This is a genomic window from Pelagibacterium mangrovi (assembly GCF_036662815.1).
GTDB lineage: Bacteria > Pseudomonadota > Alphaproteobacteria > Rhizobiales > Devosiaceae > Pelagibacterium > Pelagibacterium mangrovi.
Window position 1 is genome coordinate 352036 of the sequence record NZ_JBAFXA010000002.1, and the last position, 21207, is coordinate 373242.

Here is a 21207-nt window from a genome sequence, read left to right on the forward strand (position 1 = left end):
GACCAGATCGCCGCAATGGATCGCGATACGCTCGTTTTGGGGATTGAGACAAGCTGCGACGAAACCGCCGCAGCGGTCGTTCGGCGCCGCGCCGACGGGACCGGAGAGATCGTTTCCAACATCGTGCGGTCCCAGATCGAGGAGCACAGGGCGTTTGGCGGGGTGGTACCGGAACTGGCGGCACGGGCGCATGTGGTCCATCTGGACGGGATCGTCAAACGCGCGCTCGCCGAGGCGCGGATTTCGCTTTCGGAGGTCGATGGGATCGCGGCGACGGCGGGGCCGGGGCTGATCGGGGGCGTGCTGGTGGGGCTGACCACCGGCAAGGCGCTGGCGGCGGCTTCGGACAAACCGCTGGTTGCGGTCAATCACCTCGAAGGCCATGCGCTGACGGCGCGGCTGACCGATGGGGTTCAATTTCCTTATCTGATGCTGCTGGTTTCGGGGGGGCATTCCCAATTCGTGCTGGTCAAGGGTGTAGGCGATTACGAGCGCTGGGGCTCGACCATTGACGACGCGCTGGGGGAGGCCTTCGACAAGGCGGCCAAGCTTTTGGGGCTGGGCTATCCGGGCGGACCGGAAGTGGAAAAGGCGGCGATGGGCGGGGACGCGAAACGGTTCGACCTTCCCCGGCCGCTGCTGAGGGAAAAGCGGCTCGATTTTTCGTTTTCGGGCCTCAAGACCGCGTTGCGGCTGGCCGCCGAGGCGGTGGCGCCGGTGTCGGAAACCGATATCGCCGATCTCTGCGCGAGCTTCCAGGCGGCGGTGACCGAGATCGTCGCCGTGCGGTCGCGGCAGGCGCTGGAGCGGTTCGCGGAGCTTTATCCCGAGAGAGTTCCCATTTTCGTGGTGGCGGGGGGTGTCGCTGCAAACAAGGCGATTGGCGCCGCGTTGCGTGCTGTTGCCGAGGAAGGAGGAGCGACGCTCGTCATCCCGCCGCCGGCGCTCTGCACCGACAATGGAGCGATGATCGCCTGGGCGGGGGCCGAAAGGCTGGCGCTGGGGTTTGTCGACGGGTTCGAGGCGGCGGCCCGGCCGCGCTGGCCGCTGGACGAATTGGGGGGCGCGGCTTGAGCGCGAATATCTTCGTCATCGGCGCGGGCGCCTGGGGAACGGCGCTGGCCCAGGCGGCGGCGATCGCCGGCAATAGCGTGACGCTGGTGGGGCGCGATCCCAAGGCTGCCGAGGAAATCAATACGTTACACAGGCTGAGCCGCTATCTGGGCGATATCGCGCTCGATCCCGGGCTCGTTGCCCGGACGGGGGTCGAGGGGCTCGAAGGGGCCGATGCACTGCTCATGGTGGTGCCGGCCCAGGCGACCCGGGCGACGCTTGGGGCGATCGGAGCCGATGCGCTGGCCGGAAAACCGGTGATCCTGTGCGCCAAGGGGCTCGAAACGGGGTCGAACGACCGCCAGAGCCAGATATTGGCTGAGATGGCGCCCGAAGCGGTGCCCTTCGTTTTGTCGGGGCCGAGCTTTGCCCATGACGTGGCGGCGGGCAAGCCCACGGCGGTGACGCTGGCCGGTCCGGATGCCGAACAGGCCGAAGAGACGGCGATGCTGCTCGCCTCGGACCGCTTCCGGCCCTATGCGAGCGGGGACATCACCGGGGTGGAAATGTGCGGGGCGCTCAAGAACGTCTATGCGCTGGGCGCGGGGGCGATCGAAGGCGCGGGGCTGGGGCTTTCGGCGCGCTCGGCGTTCCTGGCGCGCGCTTTTGCGGAACTGGGACGGATGATCGTCGCGCTCGACGGCAATGAAACCACGCTTGCCGGGCTGGCGGGAATCGGCGATCTGGCGCTGAGCTGCACATCCGACGCCTCGCGCAATTATCGGTTCGGGGTGGCGCTGGGGCAGGGGCGGACGGTCGCCGAGATCGGCGCTTCAGGCATGGGGCTGGCCGAGGGGTTGTTCACAGCGCCCGTCGCCAGGGCCGTGGCGGAACGCGAACGGATCGATGCGCCGCTAATCGGGGCGGTGGATATGCTGATTTCGGGCAGGGCGCGGATCGAGACGATCGTGCCCATGCTCATGCGAAGACCACTCAAGAGGGAAGGGTAAACGATGACCAAGATGTTCGCGGTAACCGCGCTCGACAAGGCCGATCATTTCGACAAGCGTATGGAGACGCGGCCCGCCCATCTCCAGTTCTGGGAAGACAATGCCGGCGCCATGGTGCTGGCCGGTCCGTTTCTCGATGATGACGGCAAGGCCATCGGCTCGCTGATGGTGGTCACCGCCGCCGACAAGGCCGAGGCTGAAGCGCTCGTCGCGCGCGATCCCTATGCACTGGCCGGGGTGTTCGAGAGCGTTGTCGTGCGTCCCTGGAATTGGGTCATCAAACGGCCGGAAGGGCTCTAGGCGATGGCGTATTGGCTGTTCAAATCCGAGCCAGAGACCTGGGGCTGGGATGATCAGGTGAAAAAGGGCGGGCCCGAGGAATGGGGCGGGGTGCGCAATTACGCGGCGCGCAACAACATGCGGGCCATGAAGAAGGGCGAGCTGGGGTTCTTCTATCACTCGGTCAAGGAAAAGGCGGTGGTGGGCGTCGTGCGGGTGGCCAATGAAATCCATCACGATTCCACGACCGACGATCCGCGCTGGGAATGCGTGGATATCGAAGCGGTCAAGCCTTTCGCGCGGCCCGTTACGCTCGACGAGATCAAGACGGTGCCGGAGCTGGAAAAAATGGTGTTGGTCACCCATTCGCGGCTGTCGGTGCAGCCGGTGACCGATGAGGAATGGAAGATCATTTGCGCGATGGGCGGGGTGGAAGCGTAGCTTCGTCGCCCCGACCTCGCCCATACTATCTTCATTGATGGACGGGTGCGATGGGCGCAGAATTGAGGCGTGCCTGGCGGGCTGATTCGGGCGTGGGGCGCCCGACCCGCCGGGGCGGAGGGCATCATGGACTATCTCGACGTCAACTGGCTGGCCGTTCTGATCGCAATGATCGCCTCGATGGCGCTCGGGGCGGGGTGGTATATCGCATTGTCGCGCCAATGGCTGGCGGCGACGGGAAAGACCGTCGAGCAGATCATGGCCGGATCGGGCGGGCAGGCGACGCCCTTTATCTGGGGCGGGGCCATGCAATTGGTCATGGCCTATTTCCTGGCGCTTCTCACCCCCATGATCATGGGCGAGATGAGCGTTGCCAACGCCGTGATCGTGGGCGTGCATCTGTGGGTGGGATTTCTCATGCCCGCCATGATCCTCAACCATCGCTATCAGGGCATGCGCTGGTCGCTGGCGCTGATCGACGGGGTGTATCTGCTGGGCGTGATGATCGTTCAGGGCGTGGTGCTGGGCCTTTTGGGCTGAGCGGCCGGCGAAAACCTTAATATTTCATTACGGCACCGCGGCAGATTGCCCGGGTTGGGCCTCGCAGTCATCGAATCGCCCGATTCGATGGCGAAGTCATCACGTGCCCGTGAAGGACCGAGCCATGCGTTTTCGGAAGGAGAGGCATGCAGGAACCTTCAGGGTCCTTCATCGTTTGGCGCTGGCTTAGTCCTTTTCCGGCGTTGTAATCACGAGACATTTCGGCGCGCGGCCATCGGGCGCCGTTGCCCCGAGTACAAGAGTTCATGCACGTTATTGCAGCTAAAAAATTTTCGCCGTCGCGCCGTTTCATTCTGGGCGCTCTTCCCGCAAGCTTCCTTCTGAGCACCACCGCTCTGGGGGGGCTTTTCGCGCAGGAGGCCGCTTCAAGCCAGGAGGCGCAGCCGGCCGAGCCCGAGGGCCAGGAATTTTCCTTCGATCTTTTGACCGAGCGGATGCGCGCCATGGCCGCCGAGCCTTTCGAGCCGCCCTCGACCGATCTGCCCGGACCCTTTGGCGAACTCGATTACGACGGCTATCGCCATATCCAGTTCAACACCGAAAAGGCGCGGTGGGCGGAAGAGGGCGACCAGTTCCGCGTCCATGCCTTCCATCCGGGCTGGCTCTACAAGGAGCGCGTCGATCTTTTCGAAGTGATTGACGGGGTCGCGCGTCCCTTCGATTTCGGGTTCGACGATTTTCGCTATCAGGGCCCCGTCGAGGGGATCGAGGACGAGGGCGCGGAATTTCCCGGCGTCGTGGGCTTCAGGCTCAACTATCCGCTGAACCGGCCGGGGTTCCTTGACGAATTGATCTCGTTTGTGGGCGCGAGCTATTTCCGGGCGCTGGGGCGCGACAATTTTTATGGATTGAGCGCCCGTGGACTGGCAATCAACACAGGACTGTCCTCGAGCGAGGAATTCCCGCGCTTTTCGCAATTCTATCTCGAGCGGCCCCAGCCGGGGCAGCGCAATGTGGTGCTCTACGCCGCGCTCGACAGCCAGAGCGTAACGGGCGCCTTCCGCTTCGACATCCGTCCGGGCGAGGAAACCCAGATCGAGGTGACGGCCCGGCTGTTCCTGAGGGCCGATATCGAGCAATTGGGCATCGCGCCGATGACCTCGATGTTCCTTTACGCGGAAACCAACCGTTCCGATTTCGACGATTACCGCCCGCAGGTCCATGACAGCAACGGGCTGGCGATCCGGCGCGCGGATGGGGACAGGTTCTGGCGGGCGCTCAACAATCCGCCGCGGCTGGGAAGCTCGTATTTCGCCGAGACCAATCCGCGTGGCTTCGGGCTGTTCCAGCGCGATCGCGACTTTGCGCAATATCAGGACGCCGAAGCCCATTACGAGCGCCGCCCCTCGCTTTTGATCGAGCCGATCGGGGATTGGGGCGCGGGCCATGTGCGGCTGGTGGAAATCCCCTCCGACCAGGAGGTCAACGACAATATCGTGGCGTTCTGGATACCCGAACAGCCCGCGCTGGCCGGCGAGGAACGCGAATATCGCTACCTCATGCGCTGGGGCGCTCTCGATGTCGATGAGACGCTCGATATCGCCCATGTGCTTGAAACCCGCACCGGACATGGCGGGGTTTCGGGCATCGAGAACGCGCCGGATTTGAGAAAATTCGTCGTCGATTTCCAGGGTGGGATGCTCGGCCGGGTCGAGGCGGGGAACGAAGACGTCGAACCGGTCGTTACGGTGTCTGGCGGCGAGATCGCGTCTCTCGTCCTCAAGAAAGTCGACGATACCGATATCTGGCGTCTTGTGATCGACGTGAGCGTCACGGGAGGCCAGGCGATCGAACTTGTGGGCCATGTGCGCGGGTTCGGACAGAAACTTACCGAAACCTGGCTCTATCAATGGATGGGTGAATGATGAACGCGTTCGATCCTCTTCCGCATGCCCCCATGCCGATGCCCAAGCAACAACTTGAGCGTCCGGGCAGGGTCCGGGTCGCGCTGATGCGCTTTTTCTCGCTGTTCGTGCGCGACCAAGCCGGCCTGCGCCGGGGGCACTAGGGGATGGACGCGGTCCGCGCGCGGGCGCGGTTCTATCGCACGATCGCCATCGTGCTCTCGCTCGGCCTGAGCGCGACCGCCTCTTCGCTCTTCATCCAGTTCGCCGCAACCAACGGGCTCGATGCGCTCGATCTGGTGCGGCTGGCGCTGATTGCCATATCGACGCTTTGGCTGGGCTGGGGCGCAAGCCAGAGCGTCGTCGGCCTGCTCTATCGCCCCCGCGTCCATGACAACCGCGAGGTTGCCGAACGGGTGCGCGGGCGCACGGCAATCCTGGTTCCCATCTATAACGAGGACCCGGTCGAGACGTTTTCGCGCGTTCTGGCCATGGATCGCTCCATCGCCCGGCAGGGGATGACCGGACTTTTCGACTTCGCCATCCTTTCGGACACCCGCGACGCGCAGACGGCGCGGGCCGAGGAGAGCTGGTTTGCCCGGCTGATCGAGGAAAGCGGGGGCAAGGGGCGTATGTTCTACCGCCGCCGCGCCGAAAATACCGGCAAAAAGGCGGGCAATATCGAGGATTTCATCACCCGCTCGGGCGGGGCGTATGAATTTTCGCTGATTCTGGATGCCGACAGTCTCATGGACGGCGCGACCATCGTCGAGATGGCGCGGCGCATGGAGGCCGAACCCTGGCTCGGCCTCTTGCAGACCCTGCCCCGGATCATCAACGCGCATTCGATGTTCGGGCGGGCCGTGCAGTTTTCGGCGAGCTTCTTTTCGCCGGTTTTTGCGCGCGGCATTGCGCTTCTGGCCGGCCATGAAGGCCCGTTCTGGGGGCACAACGCTATGATCCGTACCCAGGCTTTCGCCAGCTCGTGCGGGCTGCCGGTCTTGAGCGGCAAGCCGCCATTCGGCGGGCATGTGCTCAGCCACGATTACGTGGAGGCGGCGCTTCTGGCGCGCAATGGCTGGATCGTGCGGCTCGATACCGATCTTGAGGGATCGTTCGAGGAAGGCCCCGACAATCTTGTCGAATTCGCCAAGCGCGACAGGCGCTGGTGCCAGGGAAACCTCCAGCACACCAAGCTTTTGGGGGCGCCGGGGCTTTCGGGGTGGAGCCGGTTCGTTTTCGTCCAGGGCATCCTTGCCTATATCTCATCGCCCATCTGGGCGGCGTTCCTGATCCTGAGCCTGATTGCGCCCTATTTCGCGCCGCCGCCCGATTATTTCCCTGAGCCTTACCAGCTTTTCCCGGTGTTTCCCGACGACCAGACCTCCAAGGCGATCACGCTGCTGGTGGGGATTTTCGGCCTTTTGATCTTGCCCAAGCTGCTGATCCTGATCCAGGCTATCGTTTCGGGGCGGGTGAAACGGCATGGCGGGGCGGGGGCGGCCACGGCGTCGGTTCTTGTCGAGATCGTGCTGTCGAGCATCATCGCGCCGGTGATGCTGCTGTTCCAGACCCGTTCGGTGTTCCAGGTGCTCACGGGGGCGGATGGCGGCTGGCCGGCGACGCGGCGCGGTAGCCAGCAATTACCGTTCGCCGATGCGTGGATGGCGAGCCGGACGATGGTTTTGATCGGGACCGTGATGCTGGCGGGCGCCGCCTATTTCACGCCCATGATCCTGTTCTGGCTGGTGCCGGTGGCCGGGCCGATGGTCATCGCGCCCGTGCTCATCTGGTTTTCCTCAAAACCCATGGCCGGGCCGATCTTTCTTGCCCCCGAAGAGGGCGAGAGGTCTCCCATCGTGGCGGAACGCGATGCTATCCTCGCCTCATGGAGTGGCGTTCGGGCCGAGCCCGACACCAGGAGCCACGCGTTGAGGGAAGGCGCGCCCACGCATGCATAAATCGCAGGGCCGGCCGATGCCGGAAGCACCGATGCGGTCGGTGCGCGATCCCCGCATCGACGTGCTGCGCGGGCTGGCGCTGGTGATGATCTTCATCAACCACGTGCCCGGCAATGCGCTCGAGCATTTCACCAATCGCAATTGGGGGTTCTCGGACGCCGCCGAAGGGTTCGTGTTTCTTTCGGGGACGGCGGCGGGGCTCGCCTATTGCTCGGGCTTTCTGGCTGCCCCTTATTGGCCGGGGGTGGCGCGGGTGTGGGCCAGGGCCCGCACGCTTTATTTCGTGCATCTTTCGACCACCGCCATGGCGATCGGCATTTTCGCGGCGGCGGCGCTGTGGTTCGGGCTCTACGAGCTTTTGACCACCATCAATCTGCGGCCGGCCCTTTCCAATCCGCTGGGCGTTTTGATCGGGATTCCGACGCTGGGGCACCAGCTCGGCTATTTCAACATCCTGCCGCTCTATCTCACCTTGCTGCTGGTGACCCCGCTCCTGATCTGGGTGGGGATGCGGCGGCCCTATCTGCTGCTGGCCGCGTCGGTCCTCGTCTGGCTGCTGGCCGGACAATTTCGCATCAATCTGCCCAATTATCCCAATCCGGGCGGCTGGTTCTTCAATCCCCTCTCCTGGCAGATCATCTTCGTGCTCGGGCTTTTGACGGGGATATTTCTCAAACGCGGCGAGCGCTTCGTGCCGCGCATCGGCTGGCTGCTGTGGCTGTGCGGCGCCTGGCTCATCGCCACGATCGTCTGGAAGCACGTGCCGGGGGTGGGGCCTGCGGCCAACCGGTTCATGGCGGAGCTCGGCCGTGCGGGCGTGCCGTTCTACGTGGTTTCGTTCGACAAGACCTTCGTTGCGGTGCTGCGGCTGAGCCATTTCCTGGCGTTGGCCTATGTGCTTTCGTGCTTCGCTTGGGTCTATGCGGCTTCGGAAAGCCGATGGGTCGAGCCGTTGCGGCTGCTGGGCCAGAACGGGCTGGCGGTTTTCGCTACCGGGTCGGTGCTCTCGGTGCTGCTGCAGGCCATCAATGCGGGGATCGAGCGGAGCTTGCTGAGCGATCTGGTGCTGATCGGGGCCGGGCTCGGGGTGCAGTTCGCTTTGGCCTATGGATTGCGGGTTACAAAGCGCACCCAGGCCAGCAAGAAGGCGATGGCGGCCAAGGCTGCGCCTCAGAAATCGGAGGAAATGCCCTTGACCTCCCAGTCGCCGTAGCGGGCCGGGTCGAGGCCGCCGCGACCGTCGAGTTCGCGGGGGGCATCGGAGGCTTTTGCGTCGATCTCGGCGCGGCGGGCGCGGGCTTCGGCGAGCGCTTTTCGGGCGATTTCGGGGTCAGGACGCTTGGTGTTGAGGGCTGTTTTCATGCAAGGTTGCCGGTGTTGAACGCTCAAGTTTAGGCACACGGGGACTTGTGAGTCGCCTCATGGGTTCCCATCATAATAGGCAATTATTGTTTCTGAAAGTCGGACGATGATGAACGCATTGCGAACCACGATCCTGCTCGCCGGCATGACCGCGCTCTTTATGGGCGTGGGCTATCTGATCGGCGGGACGGGCGGGATGGCCATCGCCTTTCTTTTCGCGCTGGGCACCAACGCCTTCGCCTATTGGAACTCGGACAAGATGGTGCTCTCGATGCAGGGGGCGCGGGAAATCGATCCGCGCTCGGCGCCCGAGCTCTATCAGATGACCCAGCGGCTGGCCGACAATGCCGGGCTGCCCATGCCGAAGCTCTATCTGATCGAAACCGACCAGCCCAATGCGTTCGCGACGGGGCGCAGCCCCGACAAGGGCGTGGTGGCGGTGTCCTCCGGGCTGGTCAAATATCTCGACAGCCGCGAGGTGGCGGCGGTGATCGCGCACGAATTGGCCCATATCAAGAACCGCGATACGCTGACCATGACGGTGACCGCGACGCTGGCCGGCGCGATTTCGATGCTGGCCCAGTTCGGCCTGTTTTTCGGCGGCAACCGCGACAACAACAACCCCATGGGGATGATCGGCACCATCGCCATGGTGATCCTGGCGCCCATCGCCGCGATGCTGGTGCAGATGGCGGTGAGCCGGACGCGCGAATATGAGGCCGACAAGGACGGCGCTCAAATCTGCGGCGACCCGATGGCGCTGGCCACTGCGCTCGAAAAGATTTCGGCGGCGGGCAAGCGCACTGTCAACATGGCCGCCGAACGGGCGCCGGCCATGGCGCATATGTATATTTCCAACCCCCTTTCGGGCGCGCGGATGGACAATCTGTTTTCGACCCACCCCGCCGTCGAGAACCGTATCCAGGCGCTGATGGATATGGCGCGGGTTTCGGGCGGGGGCGGTGGTCAAACGCCGCGCCAACGGGTAAACCCCGTCGAGGCCAATGTCCGGCCCGGCCAGAGCTGGCGCACGCCCGGCACGCGGCCGCGCCAGGACGATGACGGCGCGGGACCCTGGGGTTAGATATTTGACTGACAAACGCGATCTGCCCGGCCTCAAGCTTCGGCTTGAGGCCGCTTTTCATCTCAGGCACGTGCTGGAGGGCAAGCCCTTCGCCCCTATCGGCGGCGACAGGCTGGCCGAGGGGCGCGACAGGGCGCTGGCCAACCGCATGGTCACCATAGCGCTGCGCCGGCATGGGCAGATCGACGCTGTGCTGAAGGAGATTCTGGCCAAGGGCGTGCCGCAGCGGGCGGGTATCCTCGAGGCCGTGTTGCGGATCGCCATCGCGCAATTGCTTTACATGGACGAGATCCCGGCCCATTCGGCGATCCATCTGGCCGTCGAATCGGCGCGGGCCGATAAAAGGGCCGGGCGGTTCGACAGGCTGGTCAATGGTGCCCTGCGCTCGATCCAGCGCGATCAGGCGAAATATGGGAATTTGCCGGACGCTCTTTTGATCCCCGACTGGCTGAAATCGCGCTGGAGGGAGGCCTATGGCGGGCCGGCGGTCGAGATTTTTGCCCAACGGCTTGTCGAGACGCCACCGCTCGATCTGACCCTCAAGGCGTCCGATGCCGCACTGACGGCTGAGCTTGGTGCCGAGCCATTGGTCGGCACGAGCGTGCGGTTGACGTCGCGCGACGCGGGCGTTGCCGACCTTCCCGGATTTGCCCAAGGCAAATGGTGGGTGCAGGATGTTTCCGCCGCCATTCCGGCGCGGCTGCTTGCTGTCGGGCCGGGCGAAACCGTGCTCGATCTCTGCGCGGCGCCGGGCGGCAAGACCGCGCAACTGGCGGCGGCGGGAGCCAAGGTCACCGCGCTCGATATTTCCGCCGAACGCATGGAGCGCGTTTCGGCCAATCTCGACCGGCTGGGGCTCGCCGCCGAGCTCGTGGTGGGCGATGCGCTCGAGTATGCATCAGGGCCACTGTTCGACGCCGTGCTGCTCGATGCGCCGTGTTCGGCGACCGGCACCTTCCGGCGGCATCCCGAAGTGCTCTGGCACCGGGACGAAAAGGGCATTGGCGAGCGGGTGGCGCTGCAGCGCCGGATGCTGGCCCATGCGGCGAGCCTGGTCAAACCGGGCGGGCGGCTGGTCTATTGCGTGTGCTCGCTCGAACGCGAGGAGGGCGAGAGCCAGATCGAATGGGCGCAAGACCAACTTGCCGATTTCGTTCTCGATCCCATCGCGGCGGCCGAACTGGACGGCTGGAGCGCTCCGATTACCCCGCAGGGCGTTGTGCGACTCACGCCGGCGCTCGATCCGGCAGGCGGAACGGGCGGGGCCCTAGACGGCTTTTTCATGGCGCGACTGGTCAAAAAACCCGGCTAATTGGCTAAAATTGCTGCCATTGGCCTGTGGTTAACGTGAAGGTGATGGTACACTCGGTCCTGCGAGTAGGGTTCGGGTATGGGCGTATTTGAAGTTTTGCGTATCGGTCTGCGACGGGCGGGCCTGGGTCTGGCCGACCGCACGGTGACCCACGCGCTGTTTTCCTGGACTTGGACGGGGGCCGATGCGGGCAAATTCGTGCCCCGGCTGGCCGAGTTCAGGCCGGCGGACGCCCAGACGGTGATCGAGATGATGGAGGGCAAATATCTGCTCGCCGGGCGTCTCGTGGAAACCGGCGGCGCTTCCCCCTTCGCCATCGACACCGAGGCCGACGACTGGTTCGCCGATCTTCACGGCTTTGGCTGGCTGCGCCATTTTTCGGCACTGACCGATATGGGCCAACGCGCCTTCGCGCGCACGCTGGTGCTCGACTGGATCGCCCGGTTCTCCCAGTTCGACCGCGATGCCTGGAGCCTGTTCATCACGGCCCGCCGGGTGCTCAACTGGCTCAAATCGTTTTCGCTGATCGCCGAGGGGGCGACGCCCGACCAGATGCGCGCCTTCACCCGCTCGCTGTCGGTGCAGATCGCTTCGCTCAAGGTGCGGGCCTCGCTGGCCAGCGATCCCCTGACGCGGCTGATGGTTGAGATCGCGCTGCTCGGGGCGGCGTTGAGCGAGGCCGAGGAAAGCCGGGAGCTCGATCAGCATGCCCAAAGGCTCGCGGGTCTGCTGGAAGCCAATCTCGACGATGACGGGCTGACGCGCAGCCGCAACCCCTTCGTCCAGATCCAGATCCTGAGCGAGATCATTCCGGTCAACCAATTGCTCGGGCAGCGTCACGGGGCGTTGTCGGGGGGAATCGCCCGGCGTATCGAAGCCATGCATCGGGCGCTCGAAAAGCTGGTGCTGGGAACGCGCGAGCCCATTTATGCCAATGGCTGCGGGCAGGTTCCGGTGGAGCTGACGCTGGCGATCGCCGCCCAATCGGGCGTCCGCAGCACGGGATCGGGGCTGTGCGGCGGCTATGGCATCCTTGTCGACGGGCCGGGAAAGCTGGTCGCAGATACGGGGCAATTGCCGCCGCCCCAATTCGCCCATGATGCCCATGCCGGCGCGCTGAGCTTCGAATATGCGTGCGGGTCGACGCTGGTCGTTGGCAATTGCGGGCCGGCGCCGGCGCAATTGGAGGAAAGCCGCGACCTTTTCCGGCACACTTCGGCCCATAGCGCGCCGACCATCGAGGACATTTCGAGCGCGCGGATCGCGCGGAACGGAACGCTTTTGGCGCGGGGGGCGGCGCCGGAGATCGGGCTCGATGCGGGGGAAAATTCCATCGAGATGCGGCTGGGTGCCTATCGCGACCACTATGGCCTCGACATCGTCCGGCGGCTGACCCTGATGGGTGGCGGGCAGACGCTGGTGGGGCAGGACAGGTTTCTGGCCACCGACAGGCCGGCGCGCCAGCACGGCACCTTCTCGATCCGCTTCCATCTGGCGCCGGGCGTGGTGACCGAGCGCTGGGACGGGGAGGACCTCATCCGGCTGGTCTATCGCAATGGCGAGGGCTGGGCCTTCCTCTGGGAGGGCGCGTCGGCGGACATCGAGGACAGCGTGCGCCATTCGGCCCATTTCGGGCTGGTCAAGACCCGGCAGATCGTGCTGCACGGACCGGCCCGCAACGAGGCGGAAATCGCCTGGGTGTTCACGCGGCAATCCTGACGCGGCAATCCCGAGACGATGGGCGCGATTGCGCCCAATCGCGCAGTTTCCACCCGCTGCAAACCGTGATAGGCCGCCCCACATCTTTTCCAATCAAAGCATGGCGGGATTTTTCATGGCTCAGGCCGGTTCAACCAAGGTCAAAAGGGCGCTGCTCTCGGTTTCCGACAAGACCGGCATCGTCGAATTCGCCACGGCGCTGGTGGGGCTTGGGGTCGAAATCGTTTCGACCGGCGGCACGCGCAAGGCGCTGGCCGACGCCGGGCTTCCCGTCATCGACATTTCCGAGGTCACCGGGTTTCCCGAGATCATGGACGGGCGGGTCAAGACGCTGCACCCCAAGGTGCATGGCGGGCTGTTGGGCATCCGCTCCAACGAGGCGCACAAGAGCGCCATGCGCATCCACGACATCTCGCCCATCGATCTGGTGGTGGTGAACCTTTACCCCTTTGCCGAAACCGTAGCCAAGGGCGCCGATTACGACGAGGTGATCGAAAACATCGATATCGGTGGGCCGGCCATGATCCGGGCGGCGGCGAAAAACCATGGCGACGTGACGGTGATCGTCGATCCGGCGGACTATGACGACGTGTTGGCCGCGCTCAAGGACCAGGGCGAAGTGCCCTATCCGAGGCGGCAGACATACGCCGCCAAGGCCTATGCGCGCACGGCGGCCTATGACGCGGCGGTCTCCAATTGGTTCGCCAAAACGCTCGATACGCCGGATCTGGGATGGCGCAGCTTTGCGGGCACATTGCGCGAAACCATGCGCTATGGCGAAAACCCGCATCAATGGGCGGCGTTCTATACCGACGGGTCGAACCGTCCCGGCGTTGCGACCGCCGAGCAGGTGCAGGGCAAGCAGCTTTCGTTCAACAACATCAACGATACCGACGCCGCGTTCGAGCTGGTCGCCGAGTTCGATCCGGCCAAGACGGCGGCTGTCGCGATCATCAAGCACGCCAATCCGTGCGGGGTGGGGCAGGGGACAACGCTTGTCGAGGCCTATGAGGCGGCGCTGCGTTGCGATCCGGTTTCGGCCTTTGGCGGGATCGTCGCGCTCAACCGGCCGCTCGACGAGGCGGCGGCCACCGAGATCGTCAAGCTGTTCACCGAGGTGATCATCGCGCCGGGCGCCAGCGAGGGGGCGATCGAGATCGTCGAGGCCAAGAAGAATTTGCGGCTGCTTTTGACCGACGCGTTGCCCGACCCCAAGGCCGAGGGGCTGACGGTGCGCTCGGTGGCCGGGGGCCTTTTGGTCCAGACGCGCGACAACGCCAATGCCGACGATTACGAGCTCAAGGTGGTGACCAAGCGGGCGCCCACCGAAGAGGAGATGGCCGATCTGCTGGTGGCGGCCAAGGTCGCCAAGCACGTCAAATCCAACGCCATCGTCTATGTGAAGGACGGGGCGACTGTGGGGATTGGCGCCGGGCAGATGAGCCGGGTGGATTCGGCGCGCACGGCGCATCGCAAATCGATCGATGCGGCTCGGGCCGCGGAGATCGAGGGAGCGCTGACGCAGGGGTCGGTGGTGGCTTCGGATGCGTTCTTCCCGTTCGCGGACGGGCTCGAGGCGCTGGTCGAGGCCGGGGCGACGGCGGTGATCCAGCCGGGCGGTTCGGTGCGCGATGAGGAAGTGATCGCGGCGGCGGACGCGGCGGGGCTGGCGATGGTGTTTACCGGGACGCGGCATTTCAGGCATTGATTTGCCTTAGGGGCAATGTCGCCTGTGGCAAGCTCAGCGCCCCCTCATCCCCGGCCCTTCTCCCACCAGGGGAGAAGGGGGCTCTTTTGGTGAGCACTGACGCTCCCACAACCTCAGCTCCCCTTCTCCCCTGGTGGGAGAAGGGGGCCGCGAAGCGGTCGGATGAGGGGGGTGCAGCCTGTGCCTCGTCCTCCGGCATCGCAAATCGGCTCGATCAGTCGCCCGTCGCCACATCCAGCGCGATTTCGACCATGTCCTTGAGCGAGCTCTGGCGGGCCTCGGCGTCGATTTCGGCGCCGGTGATCAGGCAATCGGTCATGGTGCAGATGGCGAGGGCTCTTGCGTCGAACCGGGCGGCGAGGGTGTAGAGGGTGGCCGCTTCCATTTCGACGCCCAGGACGCCGTGCTCGATGAGGCGGTCATAGGCGGCAAGGCCGGCGGGGTGGTAGAAGACGTCCGAGGAGACGATGCCGCCCACATGGACGGTCTTGCCATGGGCGCGGGCCGCGTCGTCGGCGGCGCGGAGCAGGGAAAAATCGGCGGCCGGAGCGTAATTGTAATTGCCGAAGGTGCCCTTGACGATGGTGGAATCGGTGGTCGCCGCGGCGCCGATCACCACGTCGCGGACCTTGACGCTGGTGTTGAGACCGCCGCAGGTGCCCACCCGGATCATGGTCTTGACGCCATAGACGTTCAAAAGCTCGTGCACATAGATGGCGGTCGAGGGCTGGCCCATGCCGGTCGCCTGCACCGAAACCGGTTTGCCGTTCCACGTGCCGGTATAGCCCAGGCAATTGCGCACGGAATTGACGAGGCGGGCATCGGAGAGGAAGGTTTCGGCGATCCATTTGGCGCGCAGGGGATCGCCCGGCAGCAGGACGGCCTCGGCGTAGTCGCCGGGCTTGGCGTGATTGTGCGGCGTCATCTTTGGTCCTCGGCTCGAAAAGCTGGTGGACAGCTTACTGTGGCCATCCTGCTTGGCAAGAGGACGGGTTTGCAGTAGAGACTGCATGAACGTACCGCCGGGTACGGTTGGTCCGGTCCGGCGTCTTATGGGAGAAATTGTCATGGACAAGTTCACGACATTGACGGGCGTCGCCGCGCCCATGCCGATCATCAATATCGATACCGACATGATCATCCCCAAGCAGTATCTCAAGACCATCAAGCGCACCGGGCTCGGCACGGCGCTGTTCTCCGAGATGCGCTACAATGAGGATGGGAGCGAAAAGCCCGATTTCGTTCTCAACAAGCCCGCCTATCGCGACGCCAAGATCGTCATCGCCGGCGACAATTTCGGCTGCGGCTCCTCGCGCGAGCACGCGCCCTGGGCGCTGCTCGATTTCGGCATCCGCTGCGTGATTTCCACGAGCTTTGCCGACATCTTCTACAACAATTGCTTCAAGAACGGCATCCTGCCGATCGTGGTGACGCCCGCCGAGCTCGAATTGCTGCTCGACGACGCGGAACGCGGATCGAATGCGACGCTCACGGTCGATCTGGAAGCGCAGACGATTTCGGGGCCGGACGGGGGCACTATCGCGTTCGACATCGACCCGGCGCGCAAGCAGGTGCTGCTCGAAGGGCTCGACGACATCGCCATGACGCTCAAGAAGGACGAGACGATCGGCGGGTTCGAAAACAAGATGGCCGAAAGCCGTCCCTGGATCTGACGAACGAAAATCCAAAATCCCGAGGTTCAATTGATGGCATCCAACACCCTTTTCCTTCTGCCCGGAGACGGCATCGGCACCGAGATCATGGCCGAGGTCGAAAAGCTCATCGCCTATCTCAATGGGGTGGGGCTGACCGATTTCACCTATGAGACGGGACTGGTCGGGGGCAGCGCCTATGACGCGCATGGGGTGGCGATTTCCGAAGCAGACATGGAAAAGGCGCTCGCTTCCGATGCTGTGATCTTCGGGGCGGTGGGGGGACCGAAATGGGACGACGTGCCCTATGAGGTGCGCCCCGAGGCCGGGTTGCTGCGGTTGCGCAAGGATCTGGGGCTGTTCGCGAACCTTAGGCCCGCCATCTGCTATTCGGCGCTGGCCGATGCGTCCTCGCTCAAGCGCGAGCTTGTCGAGGGGCTCGATATCCTCATCGTACGCGAATTGACCGGCGGGGTGTATTTCGGTGAGCCCAAGGAGATCACCGATCTGGGCAATGGCCAGAAGCGGGCCGTCGATACGCAGGTTTACGAAACCTATGAGATCGACCGGATCGCGCGGGTGGCGTTCGATCTGGCGATGACGCGCGGCAGGAAGGTCCATTCGGCCGACAAGCGGAACGTCATGAAATCGGGCGTGCTCTGGGACGAGGTGGTCAAGGCGGCCGCCAAGGATTATCCGGAGATCGAGGTGACACAGATCCTCGCCGACAACGCGGCGATGCAATTGGTGCGCAATCCCAAGCAGTTCGACGTGATGGTCACCGACAATCTGTTCGGCGACATCCTTTCGGACGCCGCCGCCATGCTCACCGGTTCGCTGGGCATGCTGCCGTCGGCCTCGCTGGGCGCGCCCGATGCGCAAACCGGGCGGCGCAAGGCGATGTATGAGCCGGTCCACGGTTCGGCGCCCGATATCGCCGGGCAGGGGATCGCCAACCCCATCGCCATGATCGCGAGCTTTGCCATGGCGCTGCGCTATTCGTTCGGGATGATCGAATTGGCGGGCAGACTGGAAACGGCGATTTCGGACGTGCTCGAGGATGGTTTGCGGACCGGGGACATCATGCAGACGGGGTGCCGGAAGGTGACGACGGCTGAGATGGGCGACGCGATTATCGCCAAGCTGGGATAGGACCAAGCCCAGGCGCGCGCCGGGCGTCTCATTTCTCAAAGGGCTTGTTCAATGGAGCATGGTCATGGGGAAAAGGACGCTCGGGGCCTGGATGGCCGTTCCGCTGGTGCTCATCGCTCTCGCGGCCGGTGGCGCGGCATGGTGGGTCGATAGTATCGAATTTTGCAGCAATCGCATGCTCGACAGCGTCCTCTCCCCGGATGGACGGTGGACTGCTCTTGCCTATACCCGCGATTGCGGCGCCACGACCCGGCTGTCGGTCAACGTATCGCTGCTGCCGCCGGGCGCCGAGCCCGACGGCGCGGGCAATGTGTTTACCGCCTATGGGGACGATGTGTCGCTCGCCTGGGAGGACGGCGCTTCACTGCTCACCATCGGCCACGATCCGGAGGGACGGGTCTTTCGGCGGGAAACCCGCCATGAGGACGTCGCCCTGCGCTATGCCCCCTTCAATCCCCAAGCCTCGCCCAGCAGCCGGTAGCTTTCCAGCCGCTTTTCGTAGTCGTGGATGGTGGTCGAGACCATGACCTCGTCGGCGGCGGTTTCCTCGACCTTTTCGGCGATCTTTGCCTTGACGGTTTCGGGACTGCCCACGATCCAGAGATTGGACTGGCTTTCGACGAAAGCGCGCTCGGAGGCGGTCCAGGGATGGGCGTCGGCGTCTTCGGGCGGAGCGATCTTTTGCGGGTCGTTCGAGCGCAGGCGCAGCCACATCAATTCCATGGATTTGGAAAGGTGTTTTGCCTCTTCGTCGGTCGGCGCGCAGATGACGGCGACGCAGAGGATGGCGTGGGGCGTTTCGAACTGATCGGAGGGGCGGAAGGCGCGGCGATAGGCGTCGAAGGCCGGGCCCGCAGGGGTGGGGGAGAAGTGGGAGGCAAAGGCGTAGCCGATGCCGTATTGCCCGGCCATCTGCGCCGAGGCGCCAGAGGACCCCAGAAGCCAGATGGGGGCAAGCGGCACTTCGTCGGGCACCACCTTGAGACGCGAGAAGGGATGATCGTCGGGAAAGCCGCCGCGCTCGAAGGCCAGGAGCTCGGCGAATTCATGGGGGAAATCCTGACCGTCGGTCGAGCGGAGCGCGCGCAGGGTCAGCCCATCCGAGCCGCCGGCGCGCCCGATCCCCAGATCGATACGATCGGGGTAGAGCCCGTTGAGCGTGCGGTAGGTTTCGACAACCCGCAGCGGCACGTGATTGGGGAGCATCACGCCGCCGGCGCCCACCCGGATGGTTTTGGTGCTGGCGGCGGCGTTGGCGATGAGGATTTCGGGAGCCGAAGAGGCGATCGAGGCCATGCCGTGGTGTTCGGCGTACCAGAGGCGGACAAAGCCCATCTCGTCGCCGAGCCGGGCAAGATCGAGGGTGCGGGCGAGCGCATCGGTGGTGGAATAGCCTTTTGAGATCGGCGCGAGGTCTTGAATGGAAAGCGGAGGCAGGGTCATCGGGCTCATCTGGGATCGGTTGGGGACGGCGTCAAGGAGGCGGCGACGCAATTGATCGGTAAAAGACGATAATCGGTTCTGTTGCCCTGCTGCAATTGACATCGGCGTGTCGATGAGGTGCATTGATCGACGTTTTTTCGCGTAACGAGGCCATCCCATGATCCGCAAGCTCGCCGCTTTGGCTATCGCCCTTCTGGCCGGCTCGGGGGCGGGATCGGCGCTGGCCCAGGGGCTGGACCTCGATGAAGTGCGGGCCGGCGCGTTTTTCCACTCGGCCTATGGCGGGTTCCTGCCCACCGGCGACAATTGGGACCTTTCCCGGCTCGAGAGCGTCAAATTCTCGGCGCTGTTTGCGTCTCCCGATATCGCCGCGTTCGAATGGATCGGCTCGCCACGCCCTGAAATTGGCGCGACGATCAATCTCGAGGGGCGCGAAAACCTCGTCCACGCCAATCTCAACTGGCAGATCCCGGTGTTCGACACCCCGCTCTATCTCGAACTGGGGTTCGGCGCGGCCCTCACCGATGGGGCGCTCGACGGCGCCACGCGGCCCGAGCGCAATTTCGGCTGCTCGCTCAATTTCTACGACGCCGCCGGCATCGGGGCCAATGTGAGCGAGAACGTGACGGTGACGCTGCGCTACGAGCACATCTCCAATCTCGAACTCTGCTCGCCCAATGACGGGCTGTCCAATTTGGGGCTGATGGTCGGCGTCAAGTTCTAGGTTGGATCAACATTCAGTCGAAAATGACGCAAATCGCCTCGGTGGCTGTGGGTAGGCGGCTGCTGGACCCCGGGAATAAATCCCGGGGTGACAGGTGTTGGGTGAAGGCATGGCGGTTGCCTAAAACTGAGACCGTCATTCCGGGATTAATTCCCGGAATCCAGTGCTGCATCAGCCCAGTTCCTCTGAATGTCGAGTCAGCTTAGAACGCTCTAAGGGACGTGCTCTTGGCAAGAGGCGCGCGACCGCGTATGTAACGGGCTCCGAATGGCGGAGCGAATTTGATGGCCCTCTGGACCACGACAACGCTGCTCAAATCCACCGGCGTTAGCGCCGGCGCGATGCCGTTCGCGGGTAAAACCACCACCAAAACCGCTTGACGCACTCCCCGGGCCAATCCTCCCGGCGGGGAGGGCGGCAAAGCACTTATGGCCGAGCGGGCGAACGCCCCGGCGCGGGAGGTGGGGTGAAAGGACAAAAAACCAAATGGGTTACAAGGTCGCAATCGTAGGCGCCACGGGCAATGTGGGCCGCGAAATGCTCGATATTCTTGCCGAGCGCAATTTTCCGGTCGACGAACTGGTGCCGCTGGCTTCCTCGCGCTCGGTCGGCCGTGAAGTGAGCTTCGGCGACAAGATTTTGAAGTGCCGCAATCTCGACGATTATGATTTCACCGGCACCGATTTCGTGCTGATGAGCGCGGGGGGCGACATCTCCAAGCAGTGGGCGCCCAGGATCGGCGCGACCGGCGCCATCGTCATCGATAATTCGTCGGCCTGGCGCTATCACGAGGACGTGCCGCTGATCGTTCCGGAAGTGAACGGCCAGGTGCTCGACGCCTATATGGCCAAGACCAACCGCAAGAACATCATCGCCAACCCCAATTGCTCTACCGCCCAGCTCGTCGTGGCTTTGAAGCCGCTGCACGATCTGGCGACGATCACGCGGCTGGTGGTTTCGACCTATCAGTCGGTGTCGGGCGGCGGCAAGGACGCGATGGACGAGCTCTGGGACCAGACCAAGGGCATTTTCGTCAACGACCAGCCCGAGCCCAAAAAGTTCACCAAGCAGATCGCCTTCAACGTCATCCCCCATATCGACGTGTTCATGGAGGATGGCTACACCAAGGAAGAGTGGAAGGTTCTGGCCGAGACCAAGAAGATGCTCGACCCCAAGATCAAGGTGACCTGCACGGCGGTGCGCGTGCCGGTGTTCGTGGGCCATTCCGAAGCCGTCAACATGGAGTTCGCCAACCCCATAACGCCCGACGAGGCGCGCGACGCGCTGCGCGATGCGCCGGGGATCGTGGTGCTCGATAAGCGCGAGAACGGTGGCTATATCACCCCGGTCGAGGCCAAGGGCGAGGATGCCACCTATGTCAGCCGCATCCGCGAGGACGTGACGGTCGAGAACGGGCTGGCCATGTGGGTGGTTTCGGACAATCTGCGCAAGGGCGCGGCGCTCAACACCATCCAGATCGCCGAGACGCTGATCGAACGCGGGCTGATGAGCCGCAAGGCCGCCTGATGCGCTGGGCAGCGTTTTTCACCGACCGGACGGACGGCGCCGATATCCGCGCTGCCCGTTCGGCAGCGCACCAGGCCTATCTGCGCAAATACAAAGGCACGATCGTTCTCGCCGGGGCGTTGCGCCCCGAGCCGGACGGGGAGCCCAATGGCGGACTCTGGGTGTTCGAGGCCGGGAGCAGGGCCGACGTCGAGGCGATCATCGCCGAGGACCCGTTCCAGATCCACGGGTTGCGGGCGACGAGTGAGGTCTTTGCATGGGGCATGGCGCCCGGCTTCGAGGATGTGGGGATCGGGGGCCGTTAGCGGCCTCGTGACACACTGAGTCCTTACGGGATGACAGGGCAGGGGCCGTGCGGTAAGGCAGGGTCCCTGT

General features: G+C 64.2%; 22 protein-coding genes. 19 read left to right on the forward strand and 3 right to left on the reverse strand.

Annotated features, from left to right (window positions below; genetic code table 11):
• The first annotated feature begins 15 nt into the window (after positions 1 to 15).
• The 9 genes from tsaD to V4T21_RS04545 all read left to right on the forward strand — a co-directional run bounded on the left by tsaD (position 16) and on the right by V4T21_RS04545 (position 8362).
• Positions 16 to 1074, forward strand: a complete 1059-nt coding sequence (tsaD, locus tag V4T21_RS04505) for a tRNA (adenosine(37)-N6)-threonylcarbamoyltransferase complex transferase subunit TsaD (protein WP_332713647.1) — start codon at positions 16 to 18, stop codon at positions 1072 to 1074.
• The gene (locus V4T21_RS04510; protein ID WP_332713650.1) at positions 1071 to 2063 is read left to right on the forward strand and encodes an NAD(P)H-dependent glycerol-3-phosphate dehydrogenase; all 993 of its coding nucleotides are present in this window, start codon (positions 1071 to 1073) and stop codon (positions 2061 to 2063) included. The genes tsaD and V4T21_RS04510 overlap by 4 nt, the downstream gene beginning before the upstream one ends.
• Positions 2064 to 2066: 3 nt before the next feature.
• On the forward strand, positions 2067 to 2363 hold the full coding sequence (locus V4T21_RS04515) for a YciI family protein (protein WP_440589625.1): 297 nt from the start codon (positions 2067 to 2069) through the stop codon (positions 2361 to 2363).
• Between the two features lie 3 nt (positions 2364 to 2366).
• Positions 2367 to 2783, forward strand: coding sequence for an EVE domain-containing protein (locus V4T21_RS04520; RefSeq protein WP_332713653.1), 417 nt, complete (start codon positions 2367 to 2369; stop codon positions 2781 to 2783).
• Between the two features lie 126 nt (positions 2784 to 2909).
• Positions 2910 to 3323, forward strand: a complete 414-nt coding sequence (locus V4T21_RS04525; RefSeq protein ID WP_332713657.1) for a DUF1761 domain-containing protein — start codon at positions 2910 to 2912, stop codon at positions 3321 to 3323.
• A 266-nt stretch (positions 3324 to 3589) separates the two neighbouring features.
• Positions 3590 to 5209, forward strand: a complete 1620-nt coding sequence (locus V4T21_RS04530; RefSeq protein ID WP_332713660.1) for an OpgD/OpgG family glucan biosynthesis protein — start codon at positions 3590 to 3592, stop codon at positions 5207 to 5209.
• Positions 5206 to 5352 carry a hypothetical protein gene (locus V4T21_RS04535; protein WP_332713663.1) on the forward strand — a complete coding sequence of 49 codons (147 nt, stop codon included), beginning with the start codon at positions 5206 to 5208 and terminating at the stop codon, positions 5350 to 5352. Before V4T21_RS04530 ends, V4T21_RS04535 begins: the two co-directional genes overlap by 4 nt.
• Positions 5353 to 5355: 3 nt before the next feature.
• On the forward strand, positions 5356 to 7149 hold the full coding sequence (mdoH, locus tag V4T21_RS04540; RefSeq protein WP_332713666.1) for a glucans biosynthesis glucosyltransferase MdoH: 1794 nt from the start codon (positions 5356 to 5358) through the stop codon (positions 7147 to 7149).
• Entirely contained in the window at positions 7142 to 8362 is a 1221-nt protein-coding gene (locus tag V4T21_RS04545; RefSeq protein WP_332713668.1) for an OpgC family protein, read from the forward strand. Before mdoH ends, V4T21_RS04545 begins: the two co-directional genes overlap by 8 nt.
• Here the strand turns inward: V4T21_RS04545 and V4T21_RS04550 are convergent.
• On the reverse strand, positions 8320 to 8511 hold the full coding sequence (locus V4T21_RS04550; protein WP_332713671.1) for a DUF1674 domain-containing protein: 192 nt from the start codon (positions 8509 to 8511) through the stop codon (positions 8320 to 8322). The two genes, V4T21_RS04545 and V4T21_RS04550, sit on opposite strands and share 43 nt — an antisense overlap.
• A gap of 109 nt (positions 8512 to 8620) precedes the next feature.
• Between V4T21_RS04550 and htpX the strand changes: the two genes are divergently transcribed.
• The 4 genes from htpX to purH all read left to right on the forward strand — a co-directional run bounded on the left by htpX (position 8621) and on the right by purH (position 14334).
• A complete protein-coding gene (htpX, locus tag V4T21_RS04555; RefSeq protein WP_332714033.1) occupies positions 8621 to 9595 on the forward strand; it encodes a zinc metalloprotease HtpX in 975 nt (324 codons plus the stop codon).
• A 4-nt stretch (positions 9596 to 9599) separates the two neighbouring features.
• On the forward strand, positions 9600 to 10907 hold the full coding sequence (locus V4T21_RS04560; RefSeq protein ID WP_332713674.1) for an RsmB/NOP family class I SAM-dependent RNA methyltransferase: 1308 nt from the start codon (positions 9600 to 9602) through the stop codon (positions 10905 to 10907).
• Between the two features lie 78 nt (positions 10908 to 10985).
• Complete coding sequence (locus tag V4T21_RS04565) at positions 10986 to 12626, forward strand: heparinase II/III family protein (protein WP_332713676.1); 1641 nt, start codon at positions 10986 to 10988, stop codon at positions 12624 to 12626.
• 100 nt (positions 12627 to 12726) lie between these two features.
• Positions 12727 to 14334, forward strand: coding sequence for a bifunctional phosphoribosylaminoimidazolecarboxamide formyltransferase/IMP cyclohydrolase (gene purH, locus V4T21_RS04570; protein ID WP_332713679.1), 1608 nt, complete (start codon positions 12727 to 12729; stop codon positions 14332 to 14334).
• 214 nt (positions 14335 to 14548) lie between these two features.
• Here purH and deoD read toward each other — a convergent pair whose 3' ends face one another.
• Positions 14549 to 15259, reverse strand: coding sequence for a purine-nucleoside phosphorylase (gene deoD / locus V4T21_RS04575; protein ID WP_332713682.1), 711 nt, complete (start codon positions 15257 to 15259; stop codon positions 14549 to 14551).
• 142 nt (positions 15260 to 15401) lie between these two features.
• On the opposite strand from deoD, the gene leuD reads away from it, so the two are divergent.
• The 3 genes from leuD to V4T21_RS04590 all read left to right on the forward strand — a co-directional run bounded on the left by leuD (position 15402) and on the right by V4T21_RS04590 (position 17619).
• Positions 15402 to 16007, forward strand: coding sequence for a 3-isopropylmalate dehydratase small subunit (leuD, locus tag V4T21_RS04580; protein WP_332713685.1), 606 nt, complete (start codon positions 15402 to 15404; stop codon positions 16005 to 16007).
• 33 nt (positions 16008 to 16040) lie between these two features.
• Entirely contained in the window at positions 16041 to 17138 is a 1098-nt protein-coding gene (gene leuB / locus V4T21_RS04585) for a 3-isopropylmalate dehydrogenase (protein ID WP_332713688.1), read from the forward strand.
• A 64-nt stretch (positions 17139 to 17202) separates the two neighbouring features.
• A complete protein-coding gene (locus V4T21_RS04590; protein ID WP_332713690.1) occupies positions 17203 to 17619 on the forward strand; it encodes a hypothetical protein in 417 nt (138 codons plus the stop codon).
• On the opposite strand, the gene V4T21_RS04595 is transcribed toward V4T21_RS04590, so the two are convergent.
• Positions 17577 to 18581 (reverse strand): LLM class flavin-dependent oxidoreductase, encoded by a 1005-nt coding sequence (locus V4T21_RS04595; RefSeq protein ID WP_332713692.1) that lies wholly within the window; start codon positions 18579 to 18581, stop codon positions 17577 to 17579. The genes V4T21_RS04590 and V4T21_RS04595 overlap by 43 nt on opposite strands.
• A 157-nt stretch (positions 18582 to 18738) precedes the next feature.
• Here V4T21_RS04595 and V4T21_RS04600 point away from each other — a divergent pair, with 157 nt between their 5' ends.
• The 3 genes from V4T21_RS04600 (at position 18739) to V4T21_RS04610 (ending at position 21137) form a co-directional block, all read left to right on the forward strand.
• Positions 18739 to 19305: an acyloxyacyl hydrolase gene (locus tag V4T21_RS04600; protein ID WP_332713694.1), complete on the forward strand. Its 567-nt coding sequence runs from the start codon at positions 18739 to 18741 to the stop codon at positions 19303 to 19305.
• Between the two features lie 486 nt (positions 19306 to 19791).
• The gene (locus V4T21_RS04605) at positions 19792 to 20832 is read left to right on the forward strand and encodes an aspartate-semialdehyde dehydrogenase (protein ID WP_332713696.1); all 1041 of its coding nucleotides are present in this window, start codon (positions 19792 to 19794) and stop codon (positions 20830 to 20832) included.
• Positions 20832 to 21137, forward strand: coding sequence for a YciI family protein (locus V4T21_RS04610; protein WP_332713698.1), 306 nt, complete (start codon positions 20832 to 20834; stop codon positions 21135 to 21137). The genes V4T21_RS04605 and V4T21_RS04610 overlap by 1 nt, the downstream gene beginning before the upstream one ends.
• Positions 21138 to 21207: the final 70 nt, after the last annotated feature.